Consider the following 24,282-nt stretch of genomic DNA (forward strand, 5'->3'; position numbering starts at 1 on the left):
TCCAACGCGCGCACCGTGTCCGATGTATGACGATGTGTGAAGATGCTGACAGGCTGCTTAGGGCGATCACGTTGCAGTTCAAACAGTTTCTCCTTTGGCACGACTAATGCTTTGGGTTCGTCGGCGACGCGCCTGGCCGACGATATCCCCTGAAGCAAGGGGATCTGTCGATTGGTTATCCAAAAGCATGGAGCATCCGACAGATGACTTCGATCATGACCACATTCCTCATACAGAACCAATCGCGATGGCGCTTGCAAAAAGCCATGCCGATCCAGCGGTTGACGAACCGTTTTAAAAACAATGCCGCGCCCCTTCGAAGGCCCGATCGGGCTTTCGTTTCGAAAAATCTACTACGGCTGCTGTCAGGACTTCCGACGTCCTCATCGCGATCGGTCGTTTGCCTTCTGGCGCGGGTCCTGACGTGCGCTTTCGTAATAGCCGGCGTATCAGACGAGAGTCTTGCGAGCTCCATGCGACTCACCAGCTTTGCGCTTGGTAACGGCCTGCAAGTGGTCGTGATCCCGGACCATCGCACACCGGTGGTGACGCAGATGATCTGGTACAAAGTAGGCTCCGCAGATGAGGCGCCGGGCAAATCCGGACTCGCCCATTTTCTCGAACATCTCATGTTCAAAGGCACGGAGGAGCACGCGCTCGGTGAGCTATCGCAGATCGTGCATCGCGTCGGTGGAAACCAAAACGCCTTCACGTCCACTGATTTCACGGCCTATTTTCAGCGCGTCCCGCGCGAACAACTGTCGACCATGATGGACCTCGAGGCCGACCGGATGACTGGCCTGGTTCTGAAGGATGAGAACGTGCGAGCCGAGCGCGACGTCGTGCTCGAAGAGCACAACATGCGGGTTGCCAACAGTCCCGAGGCGCGGCTGTACGAGCAGATGGTGGGAGCGCTCTACCTCAATCACCCCTATGGACGGCCGATCATCGGTTGGCGACGAGAAATCGAAAAGTTGGATCGCGAGGACGCGCTTGCCTTCTACCGCCGCTTTTATGCACCGAACAATGCGATCCTGGTGATCGCTGGCGACGTCGCAACCGCCGACGTGCGCCTGCTGGCCGAGTACAATTTCGGCTGGATACCGGCCCGGCCCGCGATTTCCGCACAACGCATCCGTCCCCAGGAGCCGGAGCCCGCCGGCCCGCGCACCGTCACGCTGTCCGATCCGCGCGTCGAGCAGCCGAGCGTGCAGCGCATTTATCTCGTGCCCTCAGCCGCGACCGCGGCGCCCGGCGAGAGCGAGGCACTCGAGGTGCTCGCGCAATTGATGGGGGGCGGCAGCAACTCCTATCTCTACCGCGCGCTCGTCGTCGACAAACCGCTCGCGGTCTCCGTCAGCGCCAGCTATTCGAGCATCTCGCTCGACCCGAGCCAGTTCTCGATCGCGGCCTCGCCCAAGCAGGGCGTCAGCTTCGCGGAGGTCGAGCAGGTCATCGACAACGTGATCGCCGACATCGTGCAGAACCCCATCCGTGCCGAGGATCTCGAACGGATCAAGAGCCGGCTCATCGCGAGAGCGATCTACGCCCAGGACAGTCAGGCGGTGCTGGCGCAATGGTACGGTGGCGCGTTGACGACGGGCCTGTCCATCGAGGACATCCGCAGTTGGCCCGATCGCATCCGCGCCGTGACCGCCGACCAGGTACGCGCCGCCGCGCAGAAATGGCTCGAGAAGAAGCGCTCGGTCACCGGCTATCTGATCAAGGACACCACCACCGCCAAGCGCGAGGAGAAGCGTTTGTGAACCAGTCCTTCCTTTGCACTCGACGCACTGCGCTCTCCCTTGCAGGCGGACTCGTAGTCTCGCTCGGGGCGGCCGCGCCGTCGTTCGCCGCTGCCAAGATTGAGCATTTGGTCTCGCCGGACGGCATCGAAGCCTGGTTCGTGCAGGATGCGACCGTGCCGCTGATCGCGATGGAGTATTCCTTTGCCGGTGGTGCGTCGCAGGATCCCAAGGACAAGCCGGGCGTCGCCAACCTCGTCGGCGACCTTCTCGACGAAGGCTCCGGCGATCTCGATTCCAAGACCTTCCACGAGCGGCTCGACCGCCGCGCCATCGAGCTCTCCTTCAACGCCGGCCGTGACACGTTCCGAGGCAGCCTGCGTATGCTCCGCGACAACAAGGACGAGGCCTTTGACCTGTTGCGGATGGCGCTGACCTCACCGCATTTCGACACCGCCGATGTCGAGCGTATCCGTTCCCAGGTGATCTCCGGCCTGCGCCGCCGCACCACCAATCCGACCGCGCTTGCCGGCCGCAAGTTCGTGGAGATGGCCTTCGGCGATCATCCCTACGGTCGGCAGACCAGCGGGACGCTGGAAAGCGTGCCGACCATCACGGTCGCCGACATGAAGGATTATGTCGGCCGCGTGCTGGCCAGGGACACGCTGAAGGTTGCTGTCGTCGGCGACGTCGACCCGGCAACCCTCGGCAAGCTGCTCGACAAGACCTTTGGCAGCCTACCGGCCAAGGCGAACCTCACCCCGGTCGCCGACGTCGAGGCAGCCGCGCCGCCGGGGCGCGCCTTCGTGCCGCTCGACGTGCCGCAGACCGTGATCACCTTCGGCGGCCCCGGCGTGAAGCGCAGCGATCCGAACTTCATGGCCGCCTACGTCGTCAACCACATCCTGGGCGGCGGCGGATTGTCCTCCCGGCTCTACCGCGAGGTGCGCGAGAAGCGAGGGCTCGCCTATTCGCTGTTTGAAGCGCTGCTGTGGATGGAGCACTCGGCCGTCTTCATCGGCAACACCGGCACGCGCGCCGACCGCGCGGGCGACACCATCGATGCGATCGAGAAGGAGGTGCGCCGCATCGCCGAGGAGGGACCGACGCAGAAGGAGCTCGACGAGGCGAAGTCTTATCTGAAGGGCTCGCAGATGCTGGCGCTCGATACCTCTTCGAAGCTCGCGCAGGCGCTGCTGCAGTATCAGCAGGACAAGCTGCCGATCGACTATATCGAGAAGCGCAATGCCATCGTCGATGCCGTGACGCTGGACGACGCCAAGCAGGCCGCGAAGCGGCTGTGGGGCCAGGGCCTCCTGACCGTCATCGTCGGCCGCGCGCCCCAGGCGGCCGCGCAGCCCGCCGCAGCACCCGCGACGAACTCGAACTGAACTGCTTTATGGCTAGTCGCGATCCATAAATCGAACTCGCCGCCTCCATGACTGTGCACGAAAAGAAACAAAACATCTCCCTCTTGCACGTTGTTTGATGGGCTGCGCTCCGCCGCTAACTTCTTAAGAGACGGCGATGCGCGACCCGCGACCCGCTTGAATTCTCCTAATGCGTATTCGACCGCAGATTGTCGGTGAAATATCCGTTCGGCGAACTCGGGTGCGTTCCGATGCTCTCGCAGCCTTGCTTGAAGAGGTTGTTCACCCGCTCGCCCGGCCGGGAGAGGAGCAGTTGCAGACAGTCGCTGCCCTCAACAAGGTCCTTGCGCACGACGGATAGCGCCCGCTAGCATCGGGTCGCTTCAGGGTAGTCCCGCGCATATAGGCGATTTTCCGCAGATGTCTGCGCAAGGTATCGTTTTTCGATACCTTGCGCAGACGACTATAGGCAAATCCCTTGTTTTGACATTGTCGGTATTTCAATCGCTCGAGTTGTCTTGCTCCTTCGGCGGAAGCGAGGCCTCGTTCGCCTTTCTGTCTCTGTTACGCATCATGCGCGTTCTTTGCCGATAAATTCCGGGTTGCTGAGTCGGATATAGTTGTCTGATTGGACGCGAGTGCCGCCTCTCTCGCATCGTCAGCAGGTTTCAGTCATTCATCCCGTGGTCGAAGTATTCCTGGTGCTGCCCACCAGCAGCATCAAACTTCGCATGGCAGCTGGCACTTGCGTGCCTATCGGTCGGATCAGCCCTGAATGGTCCGTTGCCAGAGTGAGGAGCGCCAACGCGTCAAATGCGCTTGAATCGGTCGTAGCGTTAAGTTGTACACCATTCCGGAGGCATATCCGCGAAGCATAGGCAAATGAAAAAAAACCTTCTCACTGTTGTACTATGTTCCGTTTTCGGTTTGCTCGGGCCGAATACGGTTGCACTTGCGGACTCCACCCGACGCTATGATTGCACCATAGACGGGACGGATCGAGAGCCGGTAGGCGATCGGAATGGGCACATCATTGTCAGCCTTCAATACACCTGTCGCGTCGCGGATGGGCTGTTGAAGGACGCGGGAATTACGGGAATATCGGTCAGCGAGTGGGACGGTGAGAAAGGGAAGTACCTGGCTTCTCTCGACGTTCACCGCGCGCTCGAAGGATTTGCAGTTGGTCAGCTCTTGGAGGGGATCGGCTCCTCAGTCATGGAGAACAACAGGACCGCTGGCATCGCAGCTTCGGGTAAGACGGCGTTTAAGTTCGCATCCGGCTCGCTGGCAGCTCTCTCCGGAAAGACTGTCAAATTTACGACCATGCCGGCCGGTGCTCGTCGGTTCGAGTTGGAGTTCACAGATTGGCCTGAAGCTGCTCAACCGAAATGACGCCGCGCCGCGGCGGCACCCATCATGTCATTTCCGAAGTCCCGGCTACGGTATGAATGGCGGGACGCCGTGCTCGTACGATGATAGCGAATCGCGAGCAGGTGGTTGATGTTCTGCCGGTCCAAATCAGCTTGTTGGTGGATGCCGAAGGGACGAACAGATAGTTCTTCGCAACAAATCCGCGGCTGAAGCACTTGAGAGCAGCTCATACGATGAGCGATGATCGAGGTGCAACAACACTTTCCATGGCACCGGGCTCTGGAGCCACTCACACGAGTTTCTCGTTCATGCACATCGTGGATCGAGATCCAGTCAATTCGAGTGACGATCCAAGCACGATTTATTCTCACTGTGCACAACGGCAGCCGCTCGGAGCGAATTCGCCGTTAGCACTTCGCGATCAGTGCGCATTCGCCAGCGCTCGCTAAGAGGGCTCAAGGCATGGTCTCCGATCTTGTTCACACGTAAGAGTTCGTGAGATCCAAGCGTGCTCCTTGGCAAAACTCATGTGCATCTAGCAGGTCGCTATCCCACCCGGTCGCAGTCACGGCTCCAGGCAATCTGGCAAGCCACGGCCGAGCAGACAATCACGGCCCTATGGGAGGCTATCGGCTTTCGCTTTCGATAAACTGACGCCGGCAGAACCCGCCTTCAAGGCAGCAGGATATGATCTTGAGTAACTGGATCTCCTCTAGCGTGGGATGTTGGCCTCGCAGTTATAATACTGTCCGGAAAGCCCCATTTTCGTGCAAGCTTCCTTCAGCACGTCCTTCGGGCTAGCCCAGTTCGGTTTCCATTGATCTCGATCGAAGCGGACGTTTTTGTATAAATCCCACATGATGATCCCTGACCGAGAATGCTTGATTGTCTCATCTATGATCTTCGTCAGATCATCTCTGGTAAGTGGCAGATTCCCGCTTGCTGGTTGTCCCACTTCAAAGCCGACCGCGATCGGTGGCGTGATCAGGAGTTTGCGGGGCTGAATTGAGGCTCGAGCGCCGGTTCTCGATCCTGAGACTTTTGCGTGCAAGTCTGCAAACTTCGAATCTGCCGGTAGTCCGTTGCCATTTTTGAGCCAAACCGCGGACTGCGCATAGTAATAGTTTACTTGTCCTACGAGATCACATGGAATGTGAGTCCCGGGACGGGTGCGCTCACAGTCCAGTTCACCAAGATCGTAGGACATAATGCCGACCTGGCTTAACTTGTCTATCTCCGCTTTGTGGAGGAGGGCGGTGTTGTAGATCAGGCCATAAAGATTGCCGCCCCGCCATACACCTCCATAAATGCCCGAGTTCGGAGCGACAGTGTCCCAATTGGCCGACATATTCGGGATCCCACCGTTGGCAGGGGCTGCAACGCTGAGCTTCAAGGATCGATTGATGCTTGTGATCGCGTTGTCCAACGATTTCAGAATCGCAGCGAACTTCTCGACCGTCCGCGGCATAGCACGTGGAAGCTTGTCGCTGTCAGGATTGAGTTTCATGGCGTCGCCAAATACGTCAGCTCCGATGCCAAGCTGCATCAAGGCCTTGTCGTCTAGCATCTCCGCTTTCATCGCATCATTGGTCGGTGCGGGCGGCGTGAGTTTGTCGGGAGTCAACGTCCAAGACTTGGCATTGATGTCGGCGTGCCAGAACTCTTCATAATCGACATCGATGCCCGTAACCCCAAGATCATTTGCGAGCGCAACGATGTTCTTGTATGCGCTGTCCGCGCCGCTTCCTATGATGCCGCTTTCAAATTGAGGACGAGGTATTTCAGTCGAAGGGTTCGGAAAGGTATCATACACTTCATCCTCGGGGCCGCATGAATTGCTCTTTCCTGCCGTCGCATCGTAGATATTGGGATAACAACTGAAATTCCATCCGCCGACTGCTATGGAGGTTTGCACGCCATGGGCTCTTAGATCGGCGACGATCCTTTTCAGAGTCTCGAAATCGGCTTTCGGATCTCTGTTCTTCGTAGAGACAGCCTTGGTTGTGCCTTTGTCACTGCTACAGGTATAACCAAAAAGTCCCGTGCAGGTTAGATCGTTCGATGTGTATTTGGTCAAACTGGGCTGCACGAACGACAGCACGAGGCTGTTGAAATTCGTCTGATCGTGCTCGATCTTCTCGCTGAGCTCCTTGAGATTTTCCAGACTCGCGTAGTAGTCCGGCGTGCCTTTTTCTGCGCCGGGGCCAGTCAGGTAATATGCCGAAATTGTGGGCGCCGCGAGCCCATTCCCTGCAAGGCAAGATGCAAGCATGATCGACAACAAAGCCAGGCGCAATGTTCTTCTGCCGCTCATCATTTTTTTCCTTTTGACAAGATCGACGGCTGTCCCGCTTCCGAGCGTCGAAACCTGTCCTTAATGGCAAACTTCTGCATTTGTTCAGCTTCGGCGAAGAAATGCTCAAGGGCGGCGTAACTGTTGGCTAGGAGAATGCTCGGTCGAAAGGCACGCGTTGGCGCTCATGGTGGTCGCGATGCTGGTCGAAACGAGTGTGCTGCTTTGGATGCCTGGTCCGGGATGCTATCACAGTCCGATCGATATCGGCGATGCTATAGCGTAACCTGATTTTAGAGAAACTTCAGAGGCCTTGACACCGCAACGGTTTTCAACGTCTCCCGATGCTTCCTCATTTTTGCGCCCTGTCTAGGAGCGTCAAGGCGGCATGTCACAACTTCGCGTCTATGCGGGATTCGGATCGCAGCCAGCAACGCGGCAACAAGCGATCGGTCCTCTCCGAGCTCGAATTCAGCAACATCACCGCTTAAAAGCCCCCCGCTTGCGCGACGAGTGCGACAACCGCGATGACCAGCGCAAACATCAGTGCGACGCTCGCGCCCTGAGCATATCGCTTCATGGAGTTCTTTGAGAGTTGCGAAAGGCTATACGTTCCTCACTCGACATAGTCCTAAGTTCGGAGTCGGAGGGTACGCGCACGGAGCCGGTGTTGGGACGCGACGTTCACTCGGCGAGAGCTTGATGATGCGATTGAGAACCACGTCTCCGTGCGAGCGTCCGACCAGATGTGCGGCATGGGTCGCAGACGCGACTTGTGGCGTGCGGCATATCTCGCTCGTCTGGGGGAGATCACGATTCAAATCAGTGTTCGGTACGGCCTCGATGAGGAACGGAGACTGTCCGTCAAGCCAAGGGTGCAGCCGGAAAATTTCGAAGTTGCCCAGGTGGCTGGCATAGGTCTCTGGGAATGGCAGGTTGAGTTGTTGCTGTAGAACCGAGAGGAGGCTTGCGAGCGGTTCATGTTCCCGACCGACCAGAGCCTCCACGTCGGGAAGGGAGTAGTACAACTCGGTTGGAACGCCTGATTGACCGAGAGCTTCCTGAACGATGACGCGGGCGGCCGCCACACGGAGCTGGAAATTCGAAGGAGATACTGCCGCCGTATCGATGGTGCCACGCGTGATCTTGTCGTGGAAGACTGCAAATGCGTCGTCCGTGACGGTGGCCTGATGGACGGTCAGCTGCGCGTTGGCGGATAGTGTGAAGGTCGCTTCATCGTTCCAGCCGGGCGCATGGAAGCTACGAGCTGCACATCCGTGAACAAACCCGCCACCCTGTGCGTGCTTGATCGAGCCGATCCAGAGCCTCCATGAAGATGTCGCGGATGTTGTTGGGTCAGTTGTGACTGGCGAAGCCGGATTCTGCACGTCGGGTCACTCGTTGTTGCGCACCAACTCCAGTGCATTACTCGCATGAGGCATCAGAAAACCCGCTAGCGCTTCAACCACGTCGGCAAGCGATCCGGGATCAATGGCGACGTCCCGGATGAAGGCAACCCATTGCTGCTGCTTGGTCGGATCGGCTGCAAAGATCGGCGTCAGCGCATCGGGCCGCTCGGTCGGAATAGCCGTCTTCCTTCGTGCGAAGGTCGCGGCGATGGCCCGGGCCAGCCGGTCGTCGGAGAATTGATGCGTCTTCGCCAAGACCCAGATGTCGTAGAAATCCTTGAGCCGGCTGTTGGCAAGGCCAAGCATCACCATGGCCTGGAATTTTTCAGCAACGACTGTTTCGGGCGGATAGGCGCGAAGTTTGGGCGCCGGCTGATCGAGCCGAGCGGGCAGCTCGATCTCTTCGAGGCCCGGCTCGGTGGCATCACCATAGCCGATGTCGATGACGATGCGGACACGTGCGCCATCAACCGTCGCATAGGCCTTGAGCCGAAGGCCACTACACCCGGATTCATCGCGAACCCGATCGACCGTCAGGTCTTTGGCGTCAAAGATTACACCGTCATCGGCGTTGATGGCGCAGACTTCGTTAAAGGCTTTGAGCGTTAGCCCGGGATCGCTTTCGCCGAACCCGAGCAGATCAAGATCGCGGGTAGGTCGGTGAGGATCGTCCAGCCGCATGAGCATGGCACCCTTGAGGACGAACCGGTTGCGCTCTTTGCTGATGCTGAGCCGGTAGAGAAGCCGTTCAAGCGTGTACTGCGTGAGCAGCAGTTCGAAGGGCTCGTTGCGTTGCTTCAAAAGATTGAGAAGGCGCGCGCGGATGGACGCGCCGACATTTTGCAGCGGCTTACGCATCCAGAGTTAGCGCCTCTAGGCGAGGCTGAACGACTTTTTCCCAGACACCGCCTTCGACGGCAAACCGTGCGATCTCGGCGGGCGTGGTTTTGCGCAGTCGCAGGGCTTCTTTCATGGCCTGTGTCGCCTGCACGAACCCGCCGGTGCTCTCGTAAGCCGCATGCTGAAAGCGCGCGCTTCTGAATAGGTCGATAATGGTCTTTGCCGGAGAATAGATGCGGACAGGGACATTCTCGATCGTGTGATGCTCGATGCCCTTGTCGAACACCTTGGGCCCAAAGCGGACGATTTCAACTCTGGGACGCTCGATCTTCGGCCGCCATTCGCGCGGGCCGATTGCGACCCAGACATAGGGAGAAATACGGTCCGTGAGTTCGTAAAAGGCGAGGGCGGAATCGTAGCAAATGACTCCGTTTGGCACGAGCTTGGCGGCCACCGCCAGCGAATGATGGACATCGAGCGGAGCATCGGGAAGCTGGTAGAGGCCGCGGCTCAGTTGATTGAGGAGGCCCTTCTGCTCCATTCGCGAGATCGTGGTGGCGGTGATGCCTTCTTTGATGAATTCGGACAGGCGCATCATCCCCCGTTCCTGAAGGAGCGAGGCCGCGCGATCTTCCTGCCGCGTGGGTACCGTTTCCATAAGAGGAGCTGATAGAAACCCTTGCAATTGTCAATATATTTCGCGATGAAATGTATCTAGCAAATAGATTAAGCCATTGAAATGTATCGTAAATTAGTGGATTGGCCGAGGATCGAATAGCTCCGCAATCATCGCCGTAATCGTCGCAAGGGGCGCCCACTCAATCTCGCCGGAGATCAGTCCCTGTGCTTTGGCCGCCTCGAGCAATTCAGGAAGCATGACCGGCGGTCTCGGTTTTCCCTTTCGATCGACGCGCCCTATAAATTGATGACCAATACGGACACGCAGCGCGAATTCCAGGCAGGGAAAGGTCTGGCTGTATGATTTCCTCATAAGCCCGCCAACCCAAGGTAAATGCACCGCTTTTATAAATCGCGACGCAACCGCAAGAGATCCTCGTTCTTCCAGTGCGACGCGGGATGCGGGAGGCGTATCGGCGGCTTCGACCGCGAACCCGAGAACGAAGGGACTCGATATTCTTACGCTTCCACAAATGCAGCTCTGGGTCGCCCTAACGTATCCCACCCGAGAGCTTGAATCGGTCGTAGCGTCAAGTTGTACGTATCGAGCGAAGGGTATCCCACGAAGGCATAAGCGGATGAAGACATCCTTTCTCGCGATCGTGCTATGTTCCGCTTTGGGTTTGCTCGGGCTGAGCGGGGGAGCGCGTGCGGACACGATCCGGCGCTATGACTGCTCGACAGACGGGGTTGATCGAGAGCCAATGGGCGATCGGGATGAGCACGTCATCATCAGCCTTCAATATACCTGTCACTTGGCCGACGGGCCATTGAGAGATGCCACGATCACGGCGATTTCGGTCAGCGAGTTGGATGGTCAGAAAGGGACGTCTTTAGCGTCTCTCGATATTCACCACGCGATCGACGGATTTGCAGTTGGACAGCTTCTGGAGGGGATCGCCTTCCTAGTCATGCGGGATAAGAGACCTCTTGGCATAGCAGCATCCGGTAAGATGGTCTTTAAGTTCGCATCCGGCTCATTAGCGGCGCTGTCAGGAAAGGCAGTCAACTTTACGACCAAGCCGGCTGGATTTGGTCGGTTCGAGATGGAGTTCTCAGATTGGCCTGAAGCCGCTCAACCGAAGTGAGCCAGCCTCGCGCGCCCGGCTGGCTATCTGGAATCAGTCAAACTGCATGTGGATTGGCGGGTCGAACGTCTCTTTTGCTGTCGACTGTGGGAATCTGGGCAACGTTTTGATGAGCCCGCGACAGAATGGTCGCTAGAAAAAAGAAGACATCAATCTGGGCTGCATCGCTAAGCGCGGTGGCCGCGCTGCATGCCTAACCTTTACGCCGAGGGAGGCGCGGACCGGACACCGGCCAATGTCATAGGAGCGGCACCGTGACATCGCCGCTCACAAGGCTTCCATGATCGTGGATGTCTCGCTGAGCGATCGTGCTGAACGGTCTCTTCGCGACGGCGCACATCACTCCAACGCAGCTACGGTTGGACGTCCCTGGGACACCTTTCGATCGGCAAACGTGAGAGTTTTTTGTACGCCGGTAGCCAAGTCAGTCGTCCATCACGATTGGCCGCGATAATGCACCGCTGATCTCGTTGGCTAGCCTCGCGACTTCGGCGAAATAGCGGTCCACTGCGGTGCGGGCGGTTGGCGTGCCGGGGTGACGGAAATTCAAGCAGATTCCATCGTGCGACCGGCTGACCCACACATAGACCTCCTGCGGGTCGATGCTGCGGCTTATCAGAAATCTCGTTCGCCGGCGCGCCCAGCAATCCGATCCGGGAACCACCCGATCGTCCATATAGGAGACCATAAAGCGATCCCGCAATGCAGCGCCTAGTACGTCCATCGCCTTGGAAAAAGGCACCTGCGCGGTTTCATTGGCCCGCTTCAGTTCGAGCCTAACGGAGCGCAGTAGATCTGGGAACGTGTCGGACACCGGGAAGCTTACCGGGCTCATCCCGACATACCACCCAACCGAGTTCTTCCATCGCGTTGCGTTTCGCGTGTGAAAGGGAGCGACGGAGTGGAATTTCTTTTGGTTGCCCAGCGCTTTCCCCGCCAAGGCCAGGCACGCAAACATGCCTGCCATTGTATGTCCGCCTTGGGCGCGGCACGCCCGATCGAACCTCACTGCGCTTTCCGCGTCAAATAGCCAGATCCGTCTGGTTTGCTGCAAGGCGGCGCCGCCGCCCAGTGCACCGAGTGACACCGGAAAATCGGGCAGTTGACCGCCGGTGGCCGCAATCAGCTCGCGCCAGTGTCCGATCACCGGATCCCCGTCGGTCAGATCGCTCACACGGGCGCGCTCGGAGACGGCGTACTCCAGATAGCTGTGCGCCGGAGCCAGTCGCGGGGCCACGCCCTGAATCGCCGCGGAGTAGAGTTCCCTGATCTCGTAGGGTACCGAGGCCATGGAGTAGGCGTCCGTCACCGAGTGGTCGGAGGCGATGACGAGAGTGGTGCATTCGGGCCGGCTGATTGTTGCGAAGACATACGGTGGCCAGCTCAGCGGTTTCGTCTCGGTGTCGAACACTTCTTCTAGCGTCCGGGCCAATTCGTCCGGATCGGCATAGTCACCGAGTTCGACCAGATCGAGTGCTGCCGCCCCTGGGCCGACCGTCGCAAGGTGGATCGCGGTGCCGTCCTTGTCGAAGCGGCAGCGTAGTGCCTCGTGCCGGTCGACCCAGCCAAGGATCGCGCAGCTCAGTGCTGCCGTATCGACCTCGCCCGACCATTCAAACGCGACGCCCAGCCAGGCTGGCCGGCCATTCTCGAAACAGCGAAGGTGTTCCTCCTGAACATAGGACGGGCGACGCGGGTCCGGGCGCCATCTGGCCGTGCCGGGCACGCTGATGCGCCACAAGGTCAGCCGGCCCGGCCACAACTCGAGGTCCCCGAGCTCGTTGATCTCCATGCGCAGTCCTGCCAGCCAGTCCGTGGTATCAGAGATGCAAGCTGTGGGTGCGGCGCAGGGGCGATCGCCAGATCCACAGCATGGAGGCCGCACCCAGCGCGCTGCTGGCCACTAGCGCAGTCCGTAGACCTGGTCCGGCGCCGACCGCACCGCCAAGCAGCGCGCCTAGCGGCGCAAGCCCCCACACCAGGCTGCGGATGCTCGCGTTGACGCGGCCCAGCACCCGAGGCGGAGACAGCGCGTATCGAACGGAGACCTGGTGTACGTTGTAGATCTCTTGACCAAACGACAGCACGAACTGGGACAGCGCAACGCAAATGACTGCCGCCGGCCGCGGCTGCGTGAGCAGTGCTGCCAGGGTCATGCCGGCGCCGCTAAGCGCCAAGGTAACCATTAACACAGGCCCAACGCCGATCGCGCGGCCGGCCCATGCTGCGGTGGCCGCGCCCCCAATACCACCCAGTGCGCCGATGCTGAGAACCACGCCCGTGGTCCAACCGTCCAAACCAAGATGTTGGGTCAGATAAAGCAGAAAGACCGCAGAGTAAGCGTTGTAGCAGAAGATGAAACTGCCGGTCGCAAACGTAACCGCCCGCAGAATCGGGTTGCCAAACACGGTCGTCAGTCCTTCCGCGATCTGACTGATGACCGAGCTCGATCCAGTTGCCAGCGGTTCGGCCGTGCGTGTCGGCACCAGCGGCAGCAAGACGGTGGCCAGCACGAACGAGGCCGAGTCGGCGAGAATCGCGGTTGGCGCGGAGAACGCGCTGACCAGCCAGCCTGCCAGAAACGGACCGACGGTCACCACGCAAGATCTGCTAAGTTGCCAGGAGCTCTGCGCTCTGACGAGTCGAGCACGATCAACGACGGTTGGCACGCACGCCAAATAGGCGACTTCACCGATCACCGCAGCCGTCCCGACAAGCGTGGTTGCCGCACACAGTTGGACCATTCCGAGCCAGCCAAGACTGGCGAGCAGCGGAATGGTTGCGAGCGTTACTGCCATCACTAAATTGGCAGTCAACAGGATGCATCGGTGTGGCAGGCGGTCCACGATCACCCCGGCAAGCAGGCCAATGACGAGGTTCGGCGCCCGGCCGCAGGCAAGCAACAACCCGGTCTGCGCCGGGCCCGCTCCCAGCAGAGTGATCGCCGTCAGCGGTAGCGCCAGCACCGTCACTTCGGATCCCAATTCCGACACAGTGCGCCCGACGAGCAGCCCTAAGTAGCCGCGCGGTAATCCGCGAGATGAGGGGGAGATCTCGGTGGGATTCATGCGTCGATGGCCGGGCTCGAGGTCGACAGATAACCCAACCGGGCCAATTCGCCGCCGGCGATCCGCTCGAATTCCGCGACTTCCGTGAGTGTCAGATCCTGCCTGTACCGACCAAGGCGGCCTGCGTGCAGCGGTTTGCCCGCGGACTCGGCTGCCGGATGGCCGTGCGGCCTTTCGAACAGCGCGTGCTTATGTTCGGCGTGCCGCAGCACGGCTTCATCCCAGGGTAGCTGCAGGTGATCCAAGATCTGCATGAGGCTGGGACGAGGGCGAGTCACCAAATCCTCATAGCGCACCTCGAGATAGCGTGCCGGCGGCGCGAGGAGATGCGGCCGAGATACGACTTCAAGCCAGCCGTGCGCGGCCTCTGCCACAGTTCGGTATCCCCAGTCTGGCACGGTTTTCAAATGCGAGGCGGCAAGGTCCCGACCATCCCGGACGATGTGCACGAAGTGCGCATCGGGCCATAGCTGTGCGAAGACGTCGATTTGGGTGATCTTGCGTTGGAGCTTCAGTCCCCAGCGCCTTGCCCCTGTTCGTACCTTACGGAACTCACCGATCTCGTTGATCAGCCTGCATCTGTCGGCGAACGAAATGATATCGCCCGCCGTATCGTCCATCACCTTGGTAACAAGCTTGCGCACATCATCGAAGTTCAGGCCGAACCGCTGGCATTGCACCACGAAATGCGCGCCGTCATACCAGAACGCGTCGATCGCGCTCTTGGTGGTGCCGCTGACCCGGGAATCGTTAGCTGCGAGCATGTCGGTCGCTCCTAGAATGTGCGGCCCGAGGTTCGGCGGTTCTAGGAAGTCGATCTCCGGCCCGACCACCAGATCGGCATGGGAGTCCAGCACGACGCTCAACAAGGTGGTGCCGGATCGATTCTCGCCACCGAGCAGCACCGGCGAGGTGGAGAACAGGTCGGTCTTGGGCATGGGAGTGTCCGCTGCTCGACTGCTGGTATTCATGGATGGCTCGCAGCGGTGACCCACCGCCGGACGGTGTCCGGCGTTGCGATGAAGTGATCACCGGCAAACCGCACCGCAGCGGCGATCGGATCCGGATTGTCGCCAGTAGCGTCTACCCGGGCCAGTGCCGCCGTCAGAGCCTGTCCGGCGGCATCAATCGCACCTTGCACGTCGGCATCGGAGAGCGCGGCGGACGGCATGAAACGGCCGCCGTACTGCATGAGGAAGCCGCGCGACCACATCTCCTGAAAGAATGTGTGACCGAGCTCGGCATTGGCAAACACGACGTCGAACATGGTCGGCCATGCGAACGCGCTCGCCTGAACCTGATGGCGGGCGAAGACCTCGTTGAGGCCATTGATGAGGTCCTCGCCAACCTGGTGCATCCGGGCGAGCGCGGTGCCGTCGCTCAGCGCGTCGAGGGTGCTCAGGGCGGCAGCGAACGGGGTGATCTCGCGTTGATAGGTGTTGCCCATGTATGTCTTTTCGGCGGCGCCAATCACGTCTGCCCGACCAGCTACCGCCGATAGCGCCATGCCGTTGGCCAGTCCCTTGCTGAGTGTGATCAGGTCGGGCGCAAGCCCGATCGCGGTGTGATAGCCGCCGAGGCCATAGCGGAATCCCGTCATCACCTCGTCCAGGATGAGCAGGGCACCGTATTGGTGCACGAGATTTTGCAATTCCCGGTGATATTCGAGCGGAAAGAAGTTGACCTCGGGAGTGATGATCACAGCAGCGACGCGCTGCGCTCTGGTCAGTCTCTTGAGCAGGTCAAGGTCGTAATGGAAGTCGATACTGTCCAGGTCCCGGTCAGGTAAACCCATCTCCGGACGGTCCTGCAAGTGCCAGTCGTGCCAACCGTGATATCCGCTGGTAAGCACCAGGTTCACACCGGTATGTGAACGAGCAAGGCGGACTGCGGCGGTCGTGGCGCAGGAGCCAGTGCGGAAAAATATCGAGCGCTGCGCGAGCGGGAATATCTCCGCTAGCCGCTCGGCCACCTCGATCCGATGCACGGACAACGTCCCGGGCAGGATGCCGCCGGTGCGGCGCAATTCTGCAGTCACATGATCGACGACCGGTTGATATCCAGCTCCAAGTGGCGCAGCTCCGCTACAGGAGGTGAGATCCACGTATTGCCTTCCATCGACATCAAAGACATGCGCACCGCAGGCATGGCTCATGACGAGGGGAAAACGCCGATTGAGATCCCATTTCTCCGACGCAGTGATCCGCAACGCGCGGCGCAGTGCGGATTTGTGCGTATCCGTTGCGGCCAACGTGCCGTGGGGTGTGCTGGTGAACATCAACAATTCTCCGGTCGTCGCGGCCTGTCAGGCCAGCTGCCTGAGGATTCGCCGAGCGATCCGCAGCGCGTTGGCCTGAATGGTGAAGGTCGGGTTGACGCCGCCGGGATATGGGAAGAACCCGCCGTCCGCGACATAGAGATTGTCGATATCGTGCACGCGACCCCAGCGGTCGACTACGGATTCCTTTGGATCAACCCCCGCTCGACAGCCGCCATGCAGATGGCCGCTACCGAACTGATAGTTGGAATCCTCGTAATCGATCTCTTTCACGCCTGCCTCGGTCAGCACGTCCGATGCGCGTTGGGACAAATAGCCGAGACGGCGCTTGTCGAGCGGATGGGTGCGGTATTCAAGAATGATGTTGGGCAGACCGAGCCGATCGCGACTGTTGGCCAGTCGAACGGCGTTGCTGCGCATGGGCTGATCGGCCGCCAGGAAATGCACTCTTAGCGGCACCTGTCGCTCGCCGGCCGCCCGATCTGCTGGACTGGCTTCGTAAATAAGTCCGCCGAGGCCAGAGGGCGCATCACTGTCGAGATAGTGATCGGTCATCGCAACAGTGGAGAGCGGTCCGCCGGACGAATGTAAAGGCAGCCGATTCATTGTGATGGTCCCAGAGACGTAGCCGCTGATCTTGAAACAGATGCCCCTGCCGACCATGCCCGTGGTGTTGCCGATGCCGTTGGGGGCCGCTCGCTGCACTGAGCGTAGCAGCAAGGCGGCAGATTGAATCGCGTTGCCAGCGAGCACCATGCAGCGGGCATGGATCCGTGCGCGTTGCCGGGTGACGGTGTCCAACCATTCGACCGTATCGGCGCGGCTGACGCTGCCAAGTTCGATATGCACAGCTTTGCTGCCCGAGCTGACCGACAGGGCGCCGGGTGGCAGGCAAACGTCGGTGAATGGTGCGTGCGCATCGGCACGCGCGCCGCTTGGACACGGGTGTTCGTTGCACGGGCCGCAGCGGTCACAGGCCGGCCGGCCGCGGTAGGGGACCGAGTTGATCGCCAGCGGGGTCGGGAACGGCTGCCGGCCCAGGCGTCCGCCCGCCGTAGCGATCAATCCGCCCTGCAAGCTATATCTGTGCGGTGGCAGCACGGCGGGATCACTGGGCGGTTCGAGTGGATCCGCGCCAGCCAACCTAGCGACCCCCATCCGATGTTCGAGCTCCTCGTAATAGGGGCGCAGTTCGCCGTAGTCGATGGGCCAGACCGGGTCGAGCGCGTCGGGGGCGACATGCGTTCGTGCGTCGAAATCAACCTTGCGATATCGGAAAGCGATGCCGGCGTAGAGTGTCATTCCACCACCGAGCGTCGACACGGTCCACGGCCAGCCGATCGGCCTCAATGTACCGGTCGGGGAGCGCACCAGGGCGGCGTCAATACCATTTTGGACCGTCGCCAGTGAGGCGCCAGTGGGAAGCTTCAAGCCCGCTTCGAGGACGTGTACCCGGAATCCGTTTCTGGCGATCTCGTGGGCGACGATCGAGCCGCTGGCACCACTGCCGACTACACAAACGTCAACGGCGTTGGACGTCATTGCCCCACCTATGGCAAGGGACATCGGCCATGCCTCATGGCAACGTGCCCATAAAGGACAGGTCAAGACGGCTAATGAGAGCTGTCAGCGCCAGCGTCGAACGTACGCCTAGTCAGACCGTCGCGACCTACTTTGAAAATCCTACAATATGACGTTCCGTGCGATTCAAGTCCCTTGAGCGCGCGCCCGCGTGAGCATGTTCAAATCCACCGAAGCAGCGAGCTAAGAACTTTGAATTTGAAAAAGAACGGTACCGCCAACCCTAAAGCACTTGGTCAATAGGGCGGGCGGCCAGCGGCGCTGAACGGCATCTCATTGTCGCTGGAATGGAAGCTCAACGAGAGTTGAGCACGGCCTTTGACACCTTCAGTACGGACGATCACGCAAGAGGTAGGCGGTAGGCGGTAGGCGGGGATATTGCACTGATTTGGGGCCGGTCCCCCGATCGCGGCTTATGTCAATCGATGAGGCTCAGCGCCTCAGCGCGATGTGTCCGGTCGCGATTGCCGTTGGCGCAAGCCCCGTCGCGAGGTGCCATCATAACCCTTATTCGTCCTTGCCAATGCTGGTTCGTCCTTGCCAATGCTGGCCACGTATGACCCCGGCAAGCCGACCTTCCGCGCGATCGCCCGCAGGTCAGCTACGTAGCCCGGATCGGTCGTCCTGTCGTCCGGGATCGTTGGAAGATTGAAGCAAAGCGCCAGCTCTGCCGTGCCGTCGGCAAGTCGGGCGAGGACAGGCCCGGGTCGATAGGCTGCGACGCTCGGCTCTGAATAGAGCCGATCTAGTTCGGCATGGGTAAGAGTAGCGATTGTGCCGTAAAACCCGCCCCTTATGATAGGCCACCAACGTTGCACGGTTTGATAGCCTCAGCGCAAACCGCTCGAGATAGGCCCTTCTGAAATCGGCCGGACGAAGACCTTTTGCCATCAAGCCTTCCGGGTCCATGAACAGGCCATAGAAGAAAACCGTCACTCGCTTTGCCATCGAGAGATTCTACCCGTTCCGAAAACCGATCGGCGCATTTGGCTCGTCCCGGACGCCCTTGTGGAAACTCGGTCATTGCCTGGCTGTTAGAGTGCCCGTGCTGAAAAGTCCGCATGCCGAATGCATGCGCGTCGATTAGCCTCAAAAGATTGGGTGAGCGCTTGCAGAGTAAAAATCTTTCGCCCACGAACGTCGTGACCGATGACCTGATGAATTTGGCCTCAGCTGTTGACACGCACGAGCCAGAACGGTCCAAACAGAGCAGCTTCGTCGGGCGGAATCTCGCCTTGAGCGACGCGCTTTCGCGGCAGTTGTGCGCCAGGGCAGGGCGTCGATCCCCTCACAAATCAGCATGCCGATGCCGTTGGCTTAGCGAATTCACATATCCGGCAGAGAAGAAAACCGTCCTCCCCGTTCATGCGATCGACAATCTTGCGAAAAGTCGGTCCTTTGAAGAGATCTTGATATTCATCGCGGAGGAGATTGCCCAGGATGTGGCGTCGCTCAAAATCCATGCAGCAGAGGGTGACGTCGCCGTTTGGGAGAAGAACATTACGATGTTCTCGTTCGTCGACACATGTTAGTGCCCCGGCGATCGGCTGTCGTGCCTCAACGATCTTTGGATCGACGCTTCCGCCCCTGCTGCTCAGCGGACGCGAACGAACCAGCGCTTCCTCGGGGATTATGTCGACAAGCTCGGGATGAACCTCACCCATGACTATGAACAGCATCGATGGAATGTCTGCGTCGACCAGTTGACGCATCAAATCGACATACTTGCGCCTGACCAGGCGACTGTTCATGTAGGTGCCGTCATCAAACACGTGCACCAGGAAAACTCGGAATTGCAGCGCTTGCAAGCGTCGTAGATTCCGTTCGTTCATTCCTGCGAGTGTCGTGAAAATCCGGATGCCATGGCCAGCTGCGTAGGCATGCTCAACCATTTCGGTGCAAGCCGGATTGAGCCAGGGCTCTGAGTACCCGGCAAAGCTGATGTCGACAGCTGCCGGTACGTGCGAAAGGCACCTCTTGAAATCTTCGAGACGAAGATGCTTTGCGCGGGACACGGCTCTTTGCCGTTCGGCGAACTTGTCCTGAGGACAATAAGAACATCCGACGACGCAGCCCGTTGTCGTCGTTATCTCCAAGACCCTGCCGCCAAGAGGGATTGCAGCGCGCAGGTCCTGTATATTCTCCGGGTATGATTCAACCATTTGCAGGGTTCTCCGGAATGGCCGGAACAAAGAGCGTTCCGACGCAGGACCGCCGATTTGCGTTCTTCATGTTTACTCATGCATGTTCTCGGTCGTGCATGTTCTCGGATGACTGGGCGATAAAGGCGACACAGCTCACGACGAAATGATGGTTGGATCGAGATATCCCACCTCGTGCGGCTTTCCTCCCGCCCATCCAGTTGAAGTCCCGGCAGGGGCACGGATCTGCCGGAGCAAGCGCGCCGAGCCCGGGACCAACTCAATGTCGATATTTCTGCGAGTTCGGTAACCGCCGGCGCAAAATCCACCCCCCAATACGCCGGCATTGGTCATTGTTCTCTCAGGTCTCTCACCTCTTGCGAAAGAAGTTGGCCATACCATTGAAGCTCGCACCAGTGGGCAGTCAATCGGCTGAATTGTCACAACCAGTGTTGGTCCGGGTTCATGCGATTAAGATCGTACAATGTAACGTCACGTACGATTCAAGCTCTCTCGAAAGGAGCGGAATCGAACGAGCACTCGATCCATTAAACCTGACTACTTAGCCGTTGGTATGGCGCTCGACAACGATGAATGGACCCTGGTGGGCCTGATTGCATCTTCTGGACTGAACCTTAATCCGGTGATGAGACGACCCTTGCAGGTGTGAGACTTCATGCACCTATCAGCGTGCGCAATTGCGAGACTTCGCGCGCATCAACAGGCCCTTCGTCATTCTTCCGGCTCCCGCTAGCTTGCTCGCCGAAGAAACAGCGGACGATCCGCTTCAAATCGACACGAAAAGACAGTGCTTTCTTTCTATCTACGATCCATCGCGAACCTGTTTTGCCATCGCTTGACTGCAAGCACCTATCGAGATCCCAGGGATCGTCTGCCTGACATGGACCGCCATCACCGCGGGTCGCGCTCGCCGCCTGAATACGCTGCTGTCCCCGTCCAAGCTCCGTCGGATGCCCGGTCGCGCGACGATACCCTGCTTCATGCTCTGTCTTCGTCATGCTCTGTTAAGCTGAGCAACGCCTGCCCGTCAGCTTGGGATCAGCTTGTCTGAGTATCATCCGCAGCCGGACCTAAGCAGCCTGAGTTCTCTGCAAAGAGACTTGACGCCGAAGGGAAGCGAAAATCGCCATGCACAATCGAATCAGTGGCCCATCCACATTCCTCAACCATGCTCACGAGCTGGCTCCGTCGATGGACAGCGACCGCTTTCGGCAAACATTGGCGGGCATGTCGTCCCGATCGGTGCCAGATCCCCATGCAACTTTGTCTTCGGCGCCAACACGGCCGTATTCGCTCGTTTCCCAACCTCCTGTCATGGAATTCGAAAGGCTACCATTTGGCAGAAACAGGCAAAATCTCACCTCGCGGAGGAGGCTGCCACCTGGGGAGTTGCCCGACAAAATGGGGTGCTGCGTCAGCACGCCACAGGCCATGGATCCACATGATCCCGGTTCATCCTCTACGGCGAGGCCGATCACCCCCCTGTTTGACTACAGAACGGCCGAATTGCACGAGGCAAATGTAGACGGCATCTGCGTCGGGTTGACTGCGGAGTGGTTCCGCAATCTCCACAACAGCCCATCAACTCGAATGAGTGCGCTAGCACCCGGATCGCAAACGCACTATTCAGCGGCTGAGCGGCAGGAGGAGTATCAAGACGGCAAGGACCAGTTGCGACTCGAGGGATTAGGAGAGTCTCAGGCAGACTTAGAGGCACAAAACAGCATGTTTCGGCGAGCAGGTCTGAAACCATCCGGAAAGGAGAAGGTCTACCAATTCGGCGAGCATTCGAGCGTCTCGCGCATGCTTGGGAAGATCACCAACGACGGATCGGAGTATTTGCTCACTTTGTATTTCGCCGAAGGAGGTTCACACACAGTTGCAACAGCGGCGCAGGGTGGAAGAACCACACTCTTTGATCCTAACTATGGAGAATTTACTGTTCAGTCAGAGGAGATGGAGGATTTGTTCCAAAGCCTCGCCAATCGTTACAGGGACCCCAACGGGCGGCATTTGTCGTCAATCACCACACAGAAGATGGAGTGAGTCTGGCCTGCAAGCTTGTGGCATGTTCCGCGCGGTGGCAACCACGGCACAGCCTCGTTCCGCCAAAAATGCGGCAGTCGACTACGTGCGTACATCACGGCTGCCGGTTGCGGAAGGCCGAAGCCTAGGCGTTGGGTGAGAGGCGGCGCTGGCTGCGAGCTTGAGCGGTGCGATTGGGGATAGCCGGTACGGGCGATTATGAGTGTGCGCGGGTGACCTCGTGGCAGAGGACACGTCGGCTGTCATTGTTGCCCGGCGCCTTTGTGCCCTGCCGAGCTGAGGCGCCCACGCGTGGGGTCCTTTCCACGCGTGGGTTCCTTTTGGGCGTCGTTACTTTCCATTGGGCAGTGAAGTGCTCAGCTGGCTCGGCCTAGAAAGCGATCAACATCTCGTCGTCGCGCAGCCCGGAGGTTGTAAGCGTATTGCGGCTATGCGTCGGCTACCCTTCTGTTGCGGATGTCCGGACTGCAATTCCATGGCGGGGTCATGTGGCCGATCACGGCTCGATGGGCTGAGCGGCGCCTGAGCTCGCGCTTGCCCTCGTCGGACAAGTGGAGAGGTGCTTGAGCAGCAGCCCGATGACGAACCGTCTCTCGATCCCCCGGCCGGCCCTTCTGGCCGTAGACGGTGCGATCTCGCGATCGACCCAGTCCCAGTCGGTCTTGCCGCCAAGCTGCGCCGGCACACGCTTGATATCGATAGTCTGATGCAACCTGCCCCGACCGCCTTCCAATCGTCTTCGGTTGCTTCGGTCGCATCACTTCCGTTGCGACGACGGAATCACGATTGCTGATTCGAGGCTATCTTGAGAATGGACTCGCAGGCTTTCGAGGCGTCAACTCTCGAAAGCCCGCAATCTCAAACCCACCAGCGTGCCAAAAACCGAATCCCGCTCAGCGGTTTGCGCACTTTTCCACGGACGACACATTATGCGAAGCCAAATCGATGCGCGGGATCTTGCATCGTCACGAGTGATAGTACCTGCCACTCGCCGGGGGCTCGCACCACCGCCGCTTAAACGACGAGATAGTAATCACGTTCAGGTGCGACCTCGTCGTTGCGACCCACGGGCAATACTCAGCCCAAAGTAAGAGCGCGCTCAAGATACCAAGAAGGGTCATCGCCAGACGAGTCTGTCTCTATGCTTGCTTCACTCGAATTCGCCTCGACACCCGCTTCAGTATCGCTATCACCGCCTTCAGCCTTTGAAAGATACAGTGCAGGTTTGTCTGACCGCTGCCATTCATCGTCAGCGTTCTTCGTCCACTTTTCGGGATGCTGGGTCGGATCAAGCACCCAGTGATTGCCACCCATATGAACAAACCCCATCTCCGCTAGACGGGGTTCCACGCCTGGCAAGGCAGGACGTGACATGACCAACGGCTGATCGCCGTCTTGCCGAAGTTGATGTTCCAGCAAAATATCACCTGCGTTCTCGACAAGCGGATGGCTAAGCCGAAGATCTACAACGGACGTGAACTCATTGCGTCCGAATTGTCGCTGAAGCCGGTCCCCTCTAACGCGAACCCGGCCTCCTGCTCTTAGAAGCCCAACAGTTGTGTCCCCCAATCGATAGCGGAAAAAGTGCGCCTCCCTCTTAGGATTCTCTTGCGTGCTGGCGTAACCTCTCGCGACCATTGCCGCGCGCTCAGCTTTTGTGGATACAAAATCCGAGTACTCTTGTGGATTATCGGCGATGTGTTTGATGTCGTCGCTGAAAAATTCCCTCACTTCTCTGTCGAAGGTATCTCTTTCGATCTCCTCAATGGGTGGGGTGGAAACGAGAGAGTATGGCCGCGTGTTAGCCGACGACGAGCTGCCTGGCTCCATGCCTGCAAGGGTTCCCTCAAAGCGCTGGCTATCGCCTGACTCCTCTGATTCATCAGTCCGGCTAGCGCCTGCGGATTGGCTGGTTGAAATGCTGTGGCCATACATCAGATTCTCGCTCCTATTGGCAGATTTGTTACTACGGAGCTCTTGGGAGCTCATGCCGTTCAAGCTTCGTGGACCACATACAACCTCCAGCTGACTGTAATCTGACACACGCAGACGTCACGCATCTGTCCCCGCAGTTGGCGGACCAGGCTATCGCGATCGTGGCAACACGCCCGACTCGAGCATCTCCCGTCATCAGCGAGTGTAAGATCGCCAAGAACGCGATGATGATATCATCACCGGCAATACGAGTAGGCTTGGACGCAATCGAGTTTTTGACGTCACGCCCGTCCCAATCACGCAAGCGTACCGTTGCTTGTTCGTTACGCTCGAGTCTGAGCGGAGGGTGTGTCGCATGGCAGCCGATGAACCAGCCCGACCGACCGCCCAACGACGTAGATCTGCTCCATCAGATCTG

Annotated in this window: 17 protein-coding genes; 5 read left to right on the forward strand and 12 right to left on the reverse strand. The window is 59.1% G+C overall.

The window, feature by feature from the left end:
* Positions 1-473: 473 nt before the first annotated feature.
* The 3 genes from YUU_RS0108745 to YUU_RS62645 all read left to right on the forward strand — a co-directional run bounded on the left by YUU_RS0108745 (position 474) and on the right by YUU_RS62645 (position 4,507).
* Positions 474-1,766, forward strand: coding sequence for a pitrilysin family protein (locus YUU_RS0108745; RefSeq protein ID WP_245287973.1), 1,293 nt, complete (start codon positions 474-476; stop codon positions 1,764-1,766).
* Positions 1,685-3,136 carry a pitrilysin family protein gene (locus YUU_RS0108750; RefSeq protein WP_084801375.1) on the forward strand — a complete coding sequence of 484 codons (1,452 nt, stop codon included), beginning with the start codon at positions 1,685-1,687 and terminating at the stop codon, positions 3,134-3,136. The genes YUU_RS0108745 and YUU_RS0108750 overlap by 82 nt, the downstream gene beginning before the upstream one ends.
* A gap of 1,053 nt (positions 3,137-4,189) precedes the next feature.
* Positions 4,190-4,507 (forward strand): hypothetical protein, encoded by a 318-nt coding sequence (locus YUU_RS62645; RefSeq protein WP_254108779.1) that lies wholly within the window; start codon positions 4,190-4,192, stop codon positions 4,505-4,507.
* A 691-nt stretch (positions 4,508-5,198) separates the two neighbouring features.
* Here YUU_RS62645 and YUU_RS0108765 read toward each other — a convergent pair.
* The 4 genes from YUU_RS0108765 to YUU_RS0108795 form a co-directional block, all read right to left on the reverse strand.
* Positions 5,199-6,800 (reverse strand): glycosyl hydrolase family 18 protein, encoded by a 1,602-nt coding sequence (locus YUU_RS0108765; protein ID WP_027522041.1) that lies wholly within the window; start codon positions 6,798-6,800, stop codon positions 5,199-5,201.
* Between the two features lie 584 nt (positions 6,801-7,384).
* Positions 7,385-8,167: a hypothetical protein gene (locus YUU_RS58475; protein WP_156944173.1), complete on the reverse strand. Its 783-nt coding sequence runs from the start codon at positions 8,165-8,167 to the stop codon at positions 7,385-7,387.
* Positions 8,168-8,173: 6 nt separating this feature from the next.
* Complete coding sequence (locus YUU_RS0108790; protein WP_027522043.1) at positions 8,174-9,046, reverse strand: nucleotidyl transferase AbiEii/AbiGii toxin family protein; 873 nt, start codon at positions 9,044-9,046, stop codon at positions 8,174-8,176.
* Positions 9,039-9,686 (reverse strand): type IV toxin-antitoxin system AbiEi family antitoxin domain-containing protein, encoded by a 648-nt coding sequence (locus YUU_RS0108795; RefSeq protein WP_027522044.1) that lies wholly within the window; start codon positions 9,684-9,686, stop codon positions 9,039-9,041. The genes YUU_RS0108790 and YUU_RS0108795 overlap by 8 nt, the downstream gene beginning before the upstream one ends.
* Before the next feature lie 598 nt (positions 9,687-10,284).
* Between YUU_RS0108795 and YUU_RS0108805 the strand changes: the two genes are divergently transcribed.
* Positions 10,285-10,794, forward strand: coding sequence for a hypothetical protein (locus YUU_RS0108805; protein ID WP_027522045.1), 510 nt, complete (start codon positions 10,285-10,287; stop codon positions 10,792-10,794).
* 424 nt (positions 10,795-11,218) lie between these two features.
* On the opposite strand, the gene YUU_RS0108810 is transcribed toward YUU_RS0108805, so the two are convergent.
* The 6 genes from YUU_RS0108810 to YUU_RS0108835 all read right to left on the reverse strand — a co-directional run bounded on the left by YUU_RS0108810 (position 11,219) and on the right by YUU_RS0108835 (position 19,883).
* Positions 11,219-12,586: a condensation domain-containing protein gene (locus tag YUU_RS0108810; protein ID WP_035661670.1), complete on the reverse strand. Its 1,368-nt coding sequence runs from the start codon at positions 12,584-12,586 to the stop codon at positions 11,219-11,221.
* A 28-nt stretch (positions 12,587-12,614) separates the two neighbouring features.
* Positions 12,615-13,862, reverse strand: coding sequence for an MFS transporter (locus YUU_RS0108815; protein ID WP_084801376.1), 1,248 nt, complete (start codon positions 13,860-13,862; stop codon positions 12,615-12,617).
* Positions 13,859-14,800 (reverse strand): sulfotransferase, encoded by a 942-nt coding sequence (locus tag YUU_RS0108820; protein ID WP_027522048.1) that lies wholly within the window; start codon positions 14,798-14,800, stop codon positions 13,859-13,861. Before YUU_RS0108820 ends, YUU_RS0108815 begins: the two co-directional genes overlap by 4 nt.
* A gap of 29 nt (positions 14,801-14,829) precedes the next feature.
* Positions 14,830-16,140, reverse strand: a complete 1,311-nt coding sequence (locus YUU_RS54995; RefSeq protein WP_051389670.1) for an aminotransferase class III-fold pyridoxal phosphate-dependent enzyme — start codon at positions 16,138-16,140, stop codon at positions 14,830-14,832.
* A 27-nt stretch (positions 16,141-16,167) separates the two neighbouring features.
* A complete protein-coding gene (locus YUU_RS0108830; protein ID WP_035661674.1) occupies positions 16,168-17,682 on the reverse strand; it encodes a GMC oxidoreductase in 1,515 nt (504 codons plus the stop codon).
* 1,334 nt (positions 17,683-19,016) lie between these two features.
* Positions 19,017-19,883 carry a radical SAM/SPASM domain-containing protein gene (locus tag YUU_RS0108835; RefSeq protein ID WP_027522050.1) on the reverse strand — a complete coding sequence of 289 codons (867 nt, stop codon included), beginning with the start codon at positions 19,881-19,883 and terminating at the stop codon, positions 19,017-19,019.
* Between the two features lie 1,431 nt (positions 19,884-21,314).
* On the opposite strand from YUU_RS0108835, the gene YUU_RS50430 reads away from it, so the two are divergent.
* Entirely contained in the window at positions 21,315-21,929 is a 615-nt protein-coding gene (locus YUU_RS50430) for a YopT-type cysteine protease domain-containing protein (protein WP_051389676.1), read from the forward strand.
* A gap of 496 nt (positions 21,930-22,425) precedes the next feature.
* Here the strand turns inward: YUU_RS50430 and YUU_RS0108845 are convergent, their stop codons facing one another.
* Both YUU_RS0108845 and YUU_RS0108850 read right to left on the reverse strand, forming a co-directional pair.
* On the reverse strand, positions 22,426-22,641 hold the full coding sequence (locus tag YUU_RS0108845; protein WP_027522052.1) for a hypothetical protein: 216 nt from the start codon (positions 22,639-22,641) through the stop codon (positions 22,426-22,428).
* Positions 22,642-23,006: 365 nt separating this feature from the next.
* Positions 23,007-23,864, reverse strand: coding sequence for a host specificity protein (locus YUU_RS0108850; protein WP_245287975.1), 858 nt, complete (start codon positions 23,862-23,864; stop codon positions 23,007-23,009).
* Positions 23,865-24,282: the final 418 nt, after the last annotated feature.

Source organism: Bradyrhizobium sp. Ec3.3 (genome assembly GCF_000472925.1).
Classification (GTDB): domain Bacteria; phylum Pseudomonadota; class Alphaproteobacteria; order Rhizobiales; family Xanthobacteraceae; genus Bradyrhizobium.